The organism is Cognaticolwellia mytili (genome assembly GCF_002104475.1).
Taxonomy (GTDB): Bacteria; Pseudomonadota; Gammaproteobacteria; order Enterobacterales; family Alteromonadaceae; genus Cognaticolwellia; species Cognaticolwellia mytili.
In genome coordinates this window covers 221,564-236,404 of the sequence record NZ_NBOF01000001.1, presented here as the reverse complement: position 1 = coordinate 236,404, position 14,841 = coordinate 221,564, and the positions used below count along the sequence as shown (strand labels likewise).

General features: G+C 37.3%; 14 protein-coding genes. 9 read left to right on the top strand and 5 right to left on the bottom strand.

From position 1 onward, the window contains the following. Both B7C41_RS00930 and B7C41_RS00925 read right to left on the bottom strand, forming a co-directional pair. Window positions 1-1,170, bottom strand: coding sequence for a hypothetical protein (locus B7C41_RS00930; RefSeq protein ID WP_085296884.1), 1,170 nt, complete (start codon window positions 1,168-1,170; stop codon window positions 1-3). Next, window positions 1,151-1,591 (bottom strand): hypothetical protein, encoded by a 441-nt coding sequence (locus B7C41_RS00925; protein ID WP_085296883.1) that lies wholly within the window; start codon window positions 1,589-1,591, stop codon window positions 1,151-1,153. Before B7C41_RS00925 ends, B7C41_RS00930 begins: the two co-directional genes overlap by 20 nt. A gap of 807 nt (window positions 1,592-2,398) precedes the next feature. Between B7C41_RS00925 and B7C41_RS00920 the strand changes: the two genes are divergently transcribed. The 4 genes from B7C41_RS00920 (at window position 2,399) to B7C41_RS00905 (ending at window position 7,654) form a co-directional block, all read left to right on the top strand. After that, window positions 2,399-4,444 (top strand): glycoside hydrolase family 97 protein, encoded by a 2,046-nt coding sequence (locus B7C41_RS00920; protein WP_085296882.1) that lies wholly within the window; start codon window positions 2,399-2,401, stop codon window positions 4,442-4,444. A gap of 460 nt (window positions 4,445-4,904) precedes the next feature. Beyond that, entirely contained in the window at window positions 4,905-5,936 is a 1,032-nt protein-coding gene (locus tag B7C41_RS00915; RefSeq protein WP_085296881.1) for a hypothetical protein, read from the top strand. Window positions 5,937-6,007: 71 nt separating this feature from the next. Continuing rightward, entirely contained in the window at window positions 6,008-6,796 is a 789-nt protein-coding gene (gene lgt, locus B7C41_RS00910; RefSeq protein ID WP_085296880.1) for a prolipoprotein diacylglyceryl transferase, read from the top strand. Window positions 6,797-6,841: 45 nt separating this feature from the next. After that, complete coding sequence (locus B7C41_RS00905; protein WP_085296879.1) at window positions 6,842-7,654, top strand: ribonuclease H family protein; 813 nt, start codon at window positions 6,842-6,844, stop codon at window positions 7,652-7,654. 86 nt (window positions 7,655-7,740) lie between these two features. On the opposite strand, the gene B7C41_RS00900 is transcribed toward B7C41_RS00905, so the two are convergent. After that, window positions 7,741-8,490, bottom strand: coding sequence for a peroxiredoxin-like family protein (locus tag B7C41_RS00900; RefSeq protein WP_085296878.1), 750 nt, complete (start codon window positions 8,488-8,490; stop codon window positions 7,741-7,743). 166 nt (window positions 8,491-8,656) lie between these two features. Here B7C41_RS00900 and yegD point away from each other — a divergent pair, with 166 nt between their 5' ends. The 4 genes from yegD (at window position 8,657) to B7C41_RS00880 (ending at window position 12,373) form a co-directional block, all read left to right on the top strand. Beyond that, window positions 8,657-10,015: a molecular chaperone gene (gene yegD, locus B7C41_RS00895; RefSeq protein ID WP_085296877.1), complete on the top strand. Its 1,359-nt coding sequence runs from the start codon at window positions 8,657-8,659 to the stop codon at window positions 10,013-10,015. Window positions 10,016-10,137: 122 nt separating this feature from the next. Then, a complete protein-coding gene (locus B7C41_RS20560) occupies window positions 10,138-10,647 on the top strand; it encodes a type II secretion system protein (RefSeq protein WP_085296876.1) in 510 nt (169 codons plus the stop codon). A 21-nt stretch (window positions 10,648-10,668) separates the two neighbouring features. Next, window positions 10,669-11,649 carry an SEL1-like repeat protein gene (locus B7C41_RS00885; RefSeq protein ID WP_085296875.1) on the top strand — a complete coding sequence of 327 codons (981 nt, stop codon included), beginning with the start codon at window positions 10,669-10,671 and terminating at the stop codon, window positions 11,647-11,649. Further along, on the top strand, window positions 11,624-12,373 hold the full coding sequence (locus tag B7C41_RS00880; RefSeq protein WP_085296874.1) for an NAD-dependent epimerase/dehydratase family protein: 750 nt from the start codon (window positions 11,624-11,626) through the stop codon (window positions 12,371-12,373). Before B7C41_RS00885 ends, B7C41_RS00880 begins: the two co-directional genes overlap by 26 nt. On the opposite strand, the gene B7C41_RS00875 is transcribed toward B7C41_RS00880, so the two are convergent. Both B7C41_RS00875 and B7C41_RS00870 read right to left on the bottom strand, forming a co-directional pair. Continuing rightward, the gene (locus tag B7C41_RS00875; RefSeq protein WP_085296873.1) at window positions 12,342-12,833 is read right to left on the bottom strand and encodes a GNAT family N-acetyltransferase; all 492 of its coding nucleotides are present in this window, start codon (window positions 12,831-12,833) and stop codon (window positions 12,342-12,344) included. The two genes, B7C41_RS00880 and B7C41_RS00875, sit on opposite strands and share 32 nt — an antisense overlap. A gap of 66 nt (window positions 12,834-12,899) precedes the next feature. After that, entirely contained in the window at window positions 12,900-13,793 is an 894-nt protein-coding gene (locus B7C41_RS00870; RefSeq protein WP_085296872.1) for a LysR family transcriptional regulator ArgP, read from the bottom strand. Window positions 13,794-14,102: 309 nt separating this feature from the next. Between B7C41_RS00870 and B7C41_RS00865 the strand changes: the two genes are divergently transcribed. Continuing rightward, complete coding sequence (locus B7C41_RS00865; protein ID WP_085296871.1) at window positions 14,103-14,714, top strand: LysE/ArgO family amino acid transporter; 612 nt, start codon at window positions 14,103-14,105, stop codon at window positions 14,712-14,714. The last annotated feature ends 127 nt before the right edge of the window (window positions 14,715-14,841 follow it).

The following is a 14,841-nucleotide window of genomic DNA, read 5'->3' as shown; positions in this document are numbered from 1 at the left end:
TTAAAAACGCCATGAAACTTCAATTAATGAGTACTTAGTATCTACGTGCATATTTTTTCGAATGTGGTAATCAGCAGCGATTTGCCAATTTTCATCAATTAGCCAAATCAATGATAAACCGTAGTTTTCGCTGTCTGATAGTGCATTTCCTGTAAGACTATTTACGATCTCGGGCATATCCTTCAAATCTAAGTCTAAATTTTCATACCTTGCCATCATTGACACTGTTGGCGTTATGAAATACCTAGCTTGTAAATAATATCCAAACGCTTTATATGCAAGATCTTTTGAAGAATATGAGGAGAAAATGTCAATCATAGGAGTCGTTGCTTTTTGCTTAATTAGCTCTGCCGTAATTTCGAAATCTTTTGTCAAATATTGAACACCAAGCAATAAGTTTTCTAACTGCACTTTCATGTTTATATCGAAATTAAAATTAGGCACACCGAAGCTATCTCCAGCTATTGCCCCAGCAAATTCTATTTCAACATTATGATAAGTAGATACAATGAGCCAATTGCTATTTCTATACCTCAAATCAAGAAAATACATGCCATCAGCACTAATACTATCTGAGTTATCTCCCTGTAAAAGCGATGAAATAAAGTTGTCACTCAATTCATTATCGCCAAAGCCTACTTCGACACTATAATCCCCTTGCGAGGTAAAAATTGTCGAATTAAATCGAATGCCATCTATATGAGAATTTATTGACCTTGACTCTTCAGTATAAATGGGTTGTGCCAATAAGATGCTAGGGCGTGTAAAGGGAATATCTCGTGTATTACTATATATACCGCCATTAGATTTAAAGCGACCAATACTAACAACCTGTTCACTATTTTCACTGCCGCTGTATCGCCAATCAAAAGTTAAATAGTCCAAACTAAAAGCTTTAAAGTTTGAATAATTAGATAAGTCACCCACATCGCGATAAAGTACTTGACCGTTCATCTCAATATTTTTAGGTAATATTGCTGATAAGTGCAAGCCCCCTTCAACTATCGAACTTGACTTAGTTGCCTTATCATCTTCGTTAGATGATATATTTAATGCTCCTGCGGCGATAAAACCTGAAGTTGAGATATTGTCTACCCAGTCAGTGGTATTAGCACCAAAAGAAAGTAAAAATGCTGAGGCTATTAATAGCCTAATAAACAGCGACGACATTTATCTGTCCTTTATATTCTGTAAGTAATGGTGAGTTTGCTGAAATATAACCTAAGGCGTTAGGATAAGAGGCAACAAGTTTAATTACCTCTGATTCTGAATTAGCTTGCTTTGGTGCAGTCGCCTTACCTGAGAAAACAAGTCGGTCCCACTGTCGTTGTAGTTGATAAGGATAAAGTTCGTAAATATTTTGGCAAAAAATTTTACTTACATCATGTGAAAATGGAAGTCTCACAAGTACTGCACGGGTATTATTAGGAAGAAGTTTCTTTTTTAAACTGAATAGATTGCGAATTTGCCGTTCATTCAACGCAACAATATTAACACTAGAAATAATAGCAATTTTACTATCTACTTTAATTTCAATGCTTGATGCATTGAGGCTGTAAAATAATAATAAGATAAAACTAATAATCTTCATTTTTATCGATTCTTTATGCCAAGTTTAATAAACGATATTATCTACTACACCAGTTGAGTATTATCAGGGTGTGCTATTAAGTCAACCCAATTGAAAAAGTGATAACCAACTTTTTGTTTAAGATCAAACATGCTAGAAAGTGTGACTTTATCTCCCTATTCTTTCTCGAATATTGCGTAAAACTCAATACTTAAGCAATAATAGAAAGCACTTTAAAAGTATTATTATACCCGCAATTTTTTAACTAGACGAGAGAGTTAGCCACTCAATTAAGCATAATGATAGGTAAACTTAAAAACAAAGATTCTTAGAAATACAAAATAATGGAACGTTGAATTCATAGTTGACTTAAGCTCACTAGGAACACTACAACAAAAACATTCCACTTTAGCATAATATAGGCTAATGTTTTTTCGATGTCTATTCTATATCAAAGACATCAGCTAAACGCATAAATAAGCCAATGTTCTAACCAATAGTTACATTTTCTAAAAGCATGAACTTTAGCCCCGGGTAATGGCTATTTTTAACGTTAGCTGCATTAAAATTTCACTTATTTGGAGTAACCAAACTTCGTTCATTCTGCTTTGTTAGCATTAAAAACAGCCTACCACTGAATAATATAAACCAAACTCCCCCTCCTAGCGTATACAGATAAATTTTTCACTATCAAATCTACAAATTTGAGTACAATATAGCTCAGCACCTAATTAATAGCAGATTAATGATTTGAATACGTATGCAAATTACTGAAACTCCTTCTATATCAATTTATTCTTAAGCACTGTCTTACAAGAACAAAATAAAATGAAAAATTACTCTTTATATTCCTCCCTATTTTTTATTGGATTACTTTCACCCTTTGAAGGAATAGCCAAAACGGTCAGCGTAAGCTCTCCTGATGAGGCTATTACCATTAGTATTAGTGATGAAAAACATCCAAACTACCAAGTAACTTTTAATAACGAAACTGTCATTACATCATCAAAGCTAGGCATGTTGTTTAAAAACACTCATGGTTTTAGTGACGGTTTTAAAATAGCTGAAGTTAGCCAAAAGCAAGTTGATAGCCATTGGACGTTACCCTGGGGAGAGCGTGAGAATGTTTCTGACAAGCACAATGAGTTGCTACTAACGTTTACTACCTCTCGCGACAGTGCTAATAAATATAAAGTTCGCTTTCGTGCCTTTAATGACGGAATTGGCTTTCGTTATGAAGTGCCTAAACAAAAAGGTTTGGCACATGTTGAAATTACCAATGAGTTAACAGAGTTTTCTTTGGCTAATGCAAAGCAATCGACTGCTTGGTGGATTCCTGCTCGTGGTTGGAACCGATATGAATATACCTATAACACCACAAATGTAGAAAGCGTTGATAGAGCACATACGCCTTTTACTTTTAAATTACCGTCTGGCACACATCTCAGTATTCATGAAGCAGCACTTGTTGACTATGCCGCAATGACGCTTAATCAAAAACGCCCTGGTACATTGAAAGCTGATTTAACACCTTGGTCAGACGGTAGTTTAGTAAAAACTACCGCGAACTTTAAATCACCATGGCGCACCATTCAAATCAGCAAAGATGCAGTCGGATTATTAAATTCAAACCTAATTTTAAACCTTAATGAGCCAAATAAACTGGGTGACGTTTCTTGGGTTGAACCGGGTAAATATGTCGGTATTTGGTGGGGAATGCATATTGAAACCAATACTTGGGGTAGTGGAGATAAGCATGGCGCTACCACCAGTGAAACTATGCGTTACATGGACTTTGCTGCTGAACATGGTTTTTCAGGTGTACTAGTTGAAGGCTGGAATAAAGGCTGGGATGGCGCATGGTTCAGCAATGGTGATGTTTTTAATTTCACGAAATCTTATGATGATTTTGATATTGAAAAAATCAGTCAATATGGCGCTAAAAAAGGTGTGCGTTTAATTGGTCATCATGAAACGTCAGGCAGTGTTACCAATTACCGTAATCAAATGTCTGATGCTTATGCGCTTTATCAAAAACATGGTGTTAACCAAATAAAAACGGGCTATGTTGCTGATGGTGGAAATATTAAGCGTATCGACGAAGATGGCATAGTGCGTAAAGAGTGGCACGATGGTCAGTTTATGGTTAATGAATACTTACACAGTGTTACTGAAGCCGCTAAACATAAAATTAGTATTAATACCCATGAACCAATAAAAGCGACAGGGTTGCGTAGAACGTATCCTAACTGGATCGCTAGAGAAGGTGCTAGAGGCCAAGAATTTAACGCATGGGGCACGCCGCCAAACCCACCTGAACACACCGCAATATTACCTTTTACACGTTTATTAGCTGGGCCAATGGATTTTACGCCAGGTATTTTTGATATGAGCTTTAATGGTTTAGGCAGTGACACTAACCGACCACAAACCACCTTAGCTAAGCAGCTTGCTCTGTATGTTGTGCTTTACAGCCCAATTCAAATGGCAGCCGATTTACCAAAAAATTACCAAGCCAATATGCCAGCATTTCAATTTATTAAAGATGTTCCTACCGACTGGCATGAAAGTATCGCGATTGCTGGCGAAGTTGGTGACTACGTTGCTTTTGCGAGACAAGAGCGCAATGGAAGTGATTGGTTTGTAGGTGCGCTAACCGATGAAAATGCTCGCGAAATAACATTAAAACTAGACTTTCTAGAAAAAGGTAAACGCTACCAAGCGCAAATTTATCGCGATGGTAAAAAGGCTGAATGGGTTAATAACCCTTATGATTTAATTATCGAAAATAAAGCTGTTAAATCAAGCGACAGTATAACGTTACCATTAGCAACAAGTGGCGGTGCTGCAATTAGATTTAAAGCTCTTGATTAAGAAAATATAAACAATGTCTAAGCAATAAAACCACGCGAATACGCGTGGTTTTTTATACTGATAATTAATACTTCTCACACCCTCCCTCTTATTTTCACTGTTTAAAATTCCACTTCAAGCACGATTAAAACTACCTTATACTCTCTCAGCAGTGAAAAACTGCACTTATACCCAAGCCACTTGAAATGCAGTTTCAGAGTTAAGCTAGGAAATCAGAGCAAGGCACAGCACGCAGATAATGGTTATTCCCTTATCAAGTGCTGCAACGCTGCTCTGTTTTTCTAGCTTAGCTCCCGCAGGGCAAGGCGATAAAAGGTCATCTCCGGCGTTATTGATTTCGACAATGGAACAACCATTCCTTTCAATCAATGTCTTGGTGCTAACCCTTTTTCGACTTGCTGAATCCTGCATTTTCAAGTGGTTTGGGTATCTAATAAGAACGATTACAAAAGGAATGCTTGTGAGAACGTCTGTTAAATACCGTCTACTGTTTCTATTCATCGCGATAAGCTGCTATTACCTAGGCTTTGAATTTATCCCTGAAACTACCAATGCTGAGTTTGGCTTATACCCTGTCATCATCGCGAGTGTAGTGTACTTTGCAATTTTACCCGTACTTTATTGGTTTTTTATTATAAAAGCTGGCAAACAAAAACCATGGAAGCTATTGATAATTTTGAGCCTTTCTAGCGCTATTGCGCGTTACAGCTTCCCTGAAGACATAGCACAATATTTCGACTTTATTTTATGGCTACGTTACCCAATTATTGCCGTATTACTTATCATAGAATTTTATCTCATGTTTATTATTGTCAAAGGACTTTGGCAAGCGCGTAATTTATCAGGAGATCCACGTATTGGCGCGATAGAAAAATATGATGACGATAAGAAACAAGGCTTAGCGCTAACCTTTGCTACCGAGCCTGCCAGTTGGTACTACGCTATTCCTCGCTTATCAAAACGCCATATCAAATCACTCAATACCATTACCTTACTGTCAGGTAAAGCGTGGCATTTTTTCGCTATCACCTTAGGGCTAATCATTGCAGCAACCATAAGCTATAAATTATTAGTCGACTGGAGTGAAATTGCGGCCACCATGGCAGCAACTTTTATTCTATATGGTTTTATTTTAATGACCGCAAACTACCGTTTGTCACGCCATTACTCAATCTATGTGCAAGACAAGAAATTGATTATTAACAATTCTATTTTTAACTTTATGCCTGTGCCGTTAGCTGATATTGAATCAGTTGCATTAAATGACCTTTCTGAAGACGAAAGCAGTGAAACAAAAACTGATGACTTATTAAAAATAGGTCGTGCTAAGCAGCACAATGTAAAAATTATTTTCAAGCAGCCAATTAAGTATTGGGGCATGATGGGCGCGTTTGTTGAGTCCTTTGAACAGGTTTTAATCAACGTTGAACAGCCTGAAGCGTTCATTAATGATTTGGCACAAATTAATTCACCACAGCAACAAGTAGCTTGATAGAATGTCAAAAATCAAGTCGATATTCGACATCAATAAGCATTTAACGTACACATGATAAGGGTTATTCTTTGCAACATTTAGTTTGGGATCTCAATCCGGTATTTTTCTCCGTCGGGCCACTTACCATTCATTGGTATGGTGTACTATTCGCAACTGCAATTTTATCGGGTTTACAGGTAATGAAATGGATATTTCAAACTGAAAAACAAGATTTAGCCGCACTTGATAATTTACTCGTATACATAGTGATTGGCGTTATTGTTGGTGCCCGCTTAGGTCATTGTTTCTTTTACGACCCTAGTTATTACTTTGCCAACCCAATGAAAATTTTAGCAATTTGGGAAGGTGGACTTGCCAGCCATGGTGGCGGCTTAGGGGCTATTATTGCTGCAGGTATCTACAGTAAGAAAAATAACATGAATTTTATGTGGCTGCTCGACAGACTAGCCATATGTACCGCGTTATTTGGCTTTTTTGTTCGTAGTGCCAATTTTGTCAATTCAGAGATTTTAGGAACGCCGAGCAATGTACCTTGGGCGGTTATTTTTTCTCGTATCGATAATGTTGCTCGCCACCCTTCTCAACTTTATGAAGCCATTGCATATTTAACCATATTCTTTGTTTTAATGATTTTTTATAAGAAAAAGAAAGCACAAACGCCACAAGGTTCAATTTTAGGTGTGTTTCTTATCTTAATCTTTACTGCTCGTTTTCTTATTGAAATGTTAAAAGAAAAACAAGCCGCTTATGCTGCTGATATCGCTTTAACGGCCGGACAAATGCTAAGTATTCCGTTTTTTATTGCCGGTATCCTATTGGTTATTTGGTCGGTAAAAAATAGTAAGCAAGTGAAGTAACAGCAATTAAAAATAAACAAACACTAGAGTTACGGTTAACAATTTATGAGTAAAAAGTATTACGTAGTATGGAAAGGCGCAAAAACAGGTGTATTTGAACGTTGGGACGATGTTAAAAGTCACACGCAAGGAAGACCCGATGCACAATTTATGGGTTTTCCATCAAAAGCAGACGCTGAACTCGCTTTTCAATCAACCTACACTAAAGCACTAACCAAACGTTCTATGGGTAAAGAAAGTAGCTCAAAGCCTGCAGGCTCAGCAACTTATACTAAAACCGCAAGCGTTAAGGCTGGAAATGTTAAAGCAAGCAGTGCCCCGTCAGCAGCAAAAGAAGAGGCCGATTTCAATATATATTGCGATGGTGCCTGTTCACCTAATCCGGGAAAATCAGGTACCGGTATGGCCGTTTACCAACAGCAGCAGCTAATTGAACTTTGGTATGGCTTGTATCAGCCTATGGGCACCAATAATACTGCCGAGCTTAATGGCTTATTAGCGGCCTTTAAATACGCCAAAATGCATATTGAGCAAGGTAAAACGGTACAGGTTTTATCTGACTCTAAATACTCAATTGACTGTGTAACCAAATGGGCAAAAGGCTGGCAAGCAAAAGGTTGGACACGCGGTAAAGGTGAAGAAATTAAAAATCTTGAGGTGATCAAGCAATGTTTTTCACTTTATCAAACGCTAAAAGCAAACTTGATTATTAGTCATGTTAAAGGTCACGCTAATATTGAAGGTAATGAGTTATCAGACCGTATGGCTGTATTAGCTCGAATGGAGTGTGAAACCACTTTTGTTCGATACAAAGAAACTATCGATATTAAAACAATATTGGCCATGCCATCAGGATAATTAAGTTTTAGATATTATAAAAAGGCAGCTTTCCAGCTGCCTTTTTTATTTCAGTATACAAATTACTTTATGATAGTCAGTCTATTTTAAAGCTTAGCCAACGCTTTTAAGATATCTTCAGGTGCCATACGAGATTTATAATCAACTTCAGCCTGCATAGTGCGAATAACACCATTGGTATCAATAATAAAAGCACCTGGTGTTGGTAAACCATTGCTACCTTTACCATTAAACTCTTCAAGATCTAAACCGTGCTCTTGGTAAACCCTCATTAAATCGCTTGGTAATTCAAAGTAAAGTTTGTAGTCCTTCATTACTTTTGAGGTGCTATCACTTAAAACTTCAAATGGGAAACCGTCTTTTTTAACTTGTTCAGCTGACTTATCAGGTGACTGCGGTGATATAGCAATAACTTGCGCACCATATTTTTCAAAATCAGGTAAGCTTTTCTTCAGAGCATGTAAATGGATATTGCAATATGGACACCAAGCGCCGCGGTAAAAAACCAACACTACAGGGCCTTTTGCAAGTTCTTTGCTTAATTCTATCGTTTTCCCGAAAGCATTTTTCAATGCAAAATTCGGTGCTTTATTACCCGCTTTTAACCCAGGGTTTGGTAAGTCGTTAGCCAATTTATCACTCGCAGCTTTCATTATCGCTTTATCTTCGGCTGTCCAAGTGGTTCTTTTTTTCTGCATTTTTTCCATGCTTTTCTTGGTTTTTTCAGCGTAGCTTTCAATAGTTTCCGCAGCAAAAGAGTTCACGCTGGCAAAGCTTAATGAAAGCAATATCGGTAACGATACAATTGACGTTATATTTTTAAATGAAAAGCGCATTATGTTTCCCTATTGGAATAAATTAATTATTTTTATTGTCTTACTAATGTCATTAGGTGGAAATATAATCGGATAATAAATCTATTACATCTAATCATATAAAAGCACTTGCCTAGTACCAAATATCTCAGTATTCTACGCGACCTTTTTTACATCGGACCTAAACATGATCGGATTTGACTATGGCACTTCTAACTGTGCTGTCGGCGTTATGCAAAACAACACTCCTGAGCTTTTATCACTGGGCGATCATGGCCGTTATATATCTTCCACCTTGTATGCGCCTAGTCGAGATATCATCTCAAACTGGTTGCACAACCACTTGACCTTGGAAGAGCAAAAAAACTTTCAACAACAACGTCAATGGCAACTACAAAAAGGACAAAATGCATTACGAGAGTTAACATTAGACGGTTACCCAACAGAATTATCATTTGGGCAACAAGCGTTAAATGATTACTTGGAAGAACCGGATGAAGGCTATTACATAAAGTCGCCTAAGTCATTTTTAGGTGCCAGCGGGTTAATGCCTCAACAAATTGAATTATTTGAAGACATTGTTGCCGCTATGATGAGCAATATAAAAAATCTTACCGAAGAAAAACTTGGTAGAAGCGTTACTCAAACCGTTATTGGTCGTCCAATTAACTTTCAAGGTCTTCGAGGTGAAGAAAGTAACAGTCAAGCAATTCAAGTATTAACTAACGCGGCTAAGCGTGTCGGATTTAAAGATATTGAATTTCAATTTGAGCCAGTTGCTGCAGGTTTTGAATTTGAAGCATCACTTGAAAAAGAAACGAAAGTGTTAGTGGTCGATATTGGCGGTGGTACTACCGATTGCTCTATGTTGCTAATGGGGCCTGAACAGGCCATTCACTCTAACCGAGAGCAAGACTTATTAAGTCACAGTGGCGAACGTGTTGGCGGTAATGATTTTGATATCGCACTAGCTCTAAAAGGCATTATGCCAAGCTTTGGTTTAGACTCTTACTTAAAAACTGACAAACCTATGCCTTCAAATAGTTTTTGGCAAGCGGTCGCGATTAACAACATTAGCGAACAAACAGAGTTTTATAGCGCTGCCAACGGCAGGTACCTAGAACAACTTATTCGTGATGCTAAACAGCCTGAATTACTTAGACGTTTATTAACAGTTCAACAGCATAAATTGAGTTATAAAGTAGTTAACGCCGCTGAACAAACTAAAATAGCGTTAACGAATGATATTAAACACGATATTTCATTAGATGATATTGCAGAAAATTTATCTATTACATTGAACAGAGATAGCTTTTCTACCGCTTGTCAGCGTGAGCTAACAAGTATTGCAAAATTAATGAGAGATGCAATTCAGCAAGCAAATACGCAGCCTGATGTTGTTTTCGTTACCGGTGGTACCGCAAAGTCGCCAGTTATTAATGAATTTTTACAACAGCAATTTAAGCAAACACCAATAGTGATTGGTGATCACTTTGGTAGTGTGACTGCAGGATTAACCCGCTGGGCTAATAAGATATATAGATAACCCCGCCTCTGAATAAACAACACTTGCTCAATGATGATTAACCATCTGATATCACTATATTTAATTGTCATATTGGGCAATATGGTTTAAATTATGTAAAAATATATTATAAATTATTTTAAATGAATAAGAGCCAAGGTTTTACATTAATTGAATTAGTGGTTGTTATTGTTATTCTTGGCATACTAGCGGTGACCGTATTACCTAAGTTTATCAATTTAACTGATGATGCACTGCAAGCTAAAGTATCAGCAAATGCTGGTGCACTTCGCTCTGGTGTAAAGTTAGCTAACATGAAGTGGCGGGTACTGGGTTCGCCGAGTGACTTTAGTAAACGTGATAATATCCAACTATACGGCTCTGATACGTCAGGACAAATTGACATTAATCCTCAAGGTTACCCTGCACAAAGTTTCTCAGGCAGTGACAGGATAATATCAACCGATAGTGATGCTGATTGCCTTTCGCTATGGCAAGCGCTTATCGAGAATGGCAATAGTAATGCTGCAGTTGATGATTCTACAGAGTTTATTGTTAATTATGAAAATAGTATTTGTTCATATAAATTAACTAAAAATTTAAGCTTTGGGTTTACTTATGAGCCAAGAACCGGCCGAGTAGCTTTACTATAACCTCGCCTTCTTGAAGTCCATATGTTAAAAAATCAAAAACTAAAAAAACACTTAAAAATAATAACATTAGCACTATTCGTAGTCATTGGCTTTTATGGAAAGTCTCTATTGTCAAACGAAAGCGAAAATTTTACAAAACAAAATTTACCGCTCCCTGACTCTGACCTCTCAACAAATTCAATATCAAGCAATAATGATCAGCCCAATGATTTCGTACCTCCTGTTACAATGGAAAATGATAGTTATTCCGAAATTAAAACTAATGCCAACTTTGGGGCTCCTATATTTCAAATTCGCCCCAACTGGCATATTGATGGCAAATTAATCGAGCAAATTAAAGATTTAAAAACCCGCTTTGAAAATGGTGATAATGAGGCTGGCTATATACTCGCAATGAATCTGAGATATTGCTGGCACGCCCCTTTTGATCAAAAAAGCTTTGATGCACGTATGCAGAGTGCCGAGGACAACCATGAAGTAGATTTTTTTATCCGTCGATTAGAAGACAGTTATGAGAAGTGCCAGGGTGTTGATACGACACAGAAGCAGAGATTTTATCAGATTATGCAAGTAACGGCCGAACAAGGGTATGTTCCAACTCAAGAGAGCTACAGCCAATTTAATGCCGAATTTTATATGACCTCACAAGACAAAAAGTCTTTGCCAAGAGATGAGTATATTACTGAGCAAAAAAAATTCATTGCTGAGAAACTTAACTTTTTAAGTCGAGCAGCAGAACATGGTAGTCTAAAAGCTATGGCCAAATTAGCCAACATGTATAATTCACAAAACTATGGGGAAAAAGGCTGGGTTAAGACTTATGCCTATAATCAAGTTATTTTAAACTTCACTGACGATAATGCGCTTTATCGCCGTTACCAATGGCTAATTGAGAAACTCACAAAAACCATGACCACCGACGAAATTTTTCAGGCACAAGAGTTGGCTTTGCAATTAACAACAAAAATTAATGCTCATGGCACGTTATACCATATTCATTGATTCAGGAGTTACCCCATTGGTAAACATTAGTAATAACAGAAAAAATACAAAAACAGCCTTAATTATTGGCGCCAGTGGTTTAGTTGGTGAACAGTTACTTTTATTACTATTAGCTTCTCAACACTACAGCCGTGTTATTGCTATTGTTCGACAGCCATTAGCACTAGAGCACAACAAATTAGAGCAATTCACTATTAATTTTAAAAACCTAGATGAGCAATTAAACACCCATTTCGCAATCGCTAATGAAACAAATTCTGAGCAACTAAAAGTTGACCATATTTACTGCACCTTAGGCACTACCATTAAAAAAGCAGGTTCTAAAGAAGCGTTTTACCAAGTTGATCACAATTATCCATTGACCATTGCTGAGCATTTCCATCACCGAGGTGCTAGCTTGTTCGCCATTGTTTCTGCTATTGGCGCAAATAAGCACTCTGCTGTCTTCTACAATCAAGTTAAGGGAAAAGTTGAAGCCAATTTAGCCGATATCGGTTACCAGCACTTGGGAATTTTTCAGCCATCGATGTTAGTTGGAAACCGTAAAGAGTTTAGATTAGGTGAGTACCTAGGTACTATTTTCATGAAATTATTTGCGCTTATTATCCCGAAAAAGTACCAAGTAATTGAAGCAATAAAAGTCGCAAACGCGATGATGGCGTTTGCAGATAAGCCAAGTAAAGAAATAAGTATTATTCAGTCAGATCAGATGCAAAATCACTAAGCGTTTTCCCCGCCATACGATAGCCAACCCACTCGTCTTGCGACACGGCACCTAAAGAATGGTAAAACTCCCTTGACGGTGTATTCCAATCTAAACAACTCCATTCAAAGCGCGCACAGTCTTTTTCTTTAGCAATAGCAGCCATAGCCTTTAAAAGCATAACTCCTGCGCCTTTACCTCTATATTCAGGCATAACGTATAAGTCTTCTAAATAAAGTCCTGACTTAGCCAGCCAAGTTGAATAATTAAAAAAGTAAATTGCTGAGCCAATTGCTACACCATCTAATTCACAAATAAGCGCGAAAACATGGCTATCATCAGCAAAAATTGTTTTACCGAGAGTTTCTTCAGTTGCCAATACTTCGTGCTCGGCTTTCTCATAAATGGCGAGATCAATGATAAATTGGTATAAAATACTAATATCTGCCGGTGTTGCCTTTCTGATGACTACATTACTCACATTATTCTCCTAATTGAACGGGGTTATACTATTTGATGCTAGTGGTATGTTACTGTAAACAGTAAATCATTGCTTACTTAAAGCGTATTGAGCACGCTGAATTATCGCTTTAGATAATTCTTTAAAAACACCTTTAAGCAATACCCAGTGATGCCAATAAAGCGTTCGAGTAATTGAGTTTTCCGGCATTAAATCAATTAATTTACCTGCTGTGAGCTCGGCTTGTATTTGTAACTTAGGGATCAAGCAATAAGCTAAACCTTGTAGAGCAAAGCCTACAAAAGCTTCCGACGAGCGTACAGTATGACAAGGGTAGGAGCCGCCTTTTAAACCAAAGGTTTGCTCAATATATTTGATATGCATATCATCTTTTTGATCATAGGCAACTGCTGGAGCACTTTCTAAAGCATTTTCACTAATACCATTAGGAAAGTATCTTTCAACAAAACTTGGCGCTGCAACAAGTATATAGTGCATGTCGCCAAGCTTATCTAATGTGCAGCCAGGCAAAGCCTGATCATGGGTGCTAATAGCACCAAACACTTCACCATCTTTTAAGTAGTTAATGGTTCTATTTTCATCAGCCAATCGAAAATTCACGGCAACATTATATTGATGGCAAACATCACCAATGGCTGTAATCAACCATGTTGCTAAGCTATCGGCATTACTGGCAATGTTCGCTGTAATGGTTTCAATTTTACTATTAGCGGAAATATCAGGAATGATGTCTTGCTCGAGCAGTTTCACTTGTTGGTAGTGTGCCAACAACTTCTTACCGATATGGGTTGCGACTAATGGTTGTGCTCGTACTAATACAGGTTGGCCAAGTGTTTGTTCTAAGGTTTTAATGCGCTGAGAAACAGCCGATTGCGTTATAGATAAAACCGAGGCAGCTTTAGCAAAATTTTGCTCATCAACGACAACACTAAAGGCATGCAGTAATTTGTAATCTAACATTGGGCTTTACTCAATCTGTTTGCTCAATCTAAAAACAAGCATCAACATTAGCAAAACTAATCAAAGATAAAAATCATTAATTATATTTATCTTTGATAATTAGTTAAATTGCCCCTAATAACTCAGCACAATATTATTTATACCCGTAGTCATTGGAAGTAGAAATTTTTAGCATGATTAAAAATTTTAGCTACAAGGCGCCTGATTGAGAAATAGCTGGCTATTACGATTGAATGCAACGAAGTAGATGAGATTTTTAAACGGATGAAAAGACGCAATTTGAATGAATACGGGTATCTAGGAGAACAAATGTTTTCGCCACTATTTCAAGGCATATTCCTTGGCGCCAGTATGATTTTGCCTATTGGCGCACAAAACTCACATATATTGAATCATGGTATTAAAAAGAACCACCACTTTTTAGCCGCAACCATTTGCATGTTTTGTGATGTTGCCCTTATTGCGCTGGGCGTATTTGGTGGAGCAAAGCTTATCGCTTCATCACCAACGTTAGTTATTGTTATTTCCTGGGGCGGCATCATTTTTTTATTAACTTATGCAGCGTTGTCATTTCGCCAAGCTTGGCTAAACGGTTACGAACAACAACTTTCTGGCACTAAAAGTAAAAAGCGCCCTTGGCTGGTTGTCGCTTCAACCTTAGCTGTAACTTTACTCAATCCGCATGTCTATCTTGATACTGTAGTGATCCTAGGTAGTGTTGGTGGTCAGTTTCAAGGTAATGAAAAACTAGCTTTTGCTTTAGGCACTATGTTGGCTTCTATACTTTGGTTCTATAGTTTGGCGGGAGCAGCAGCAAAACTTTCACCTTGGCTTAGTCAGGAAAAAGTTAAGCGTAGCATCGATATTATCGTGGGCTTAATCATGTGCGCAATTGCTTTATCGCTATTCAATAGCTTATAAGCTATTACTTAACTTCAACTCAAAGCTTGGCATTAACTTTTCAAATTAATGCCATAAAGCGGAGGTTAATATATTAAAAAACTATTAAAATGAACTAAGGTTAAGCTAAATTAACTTATCTAAGCTT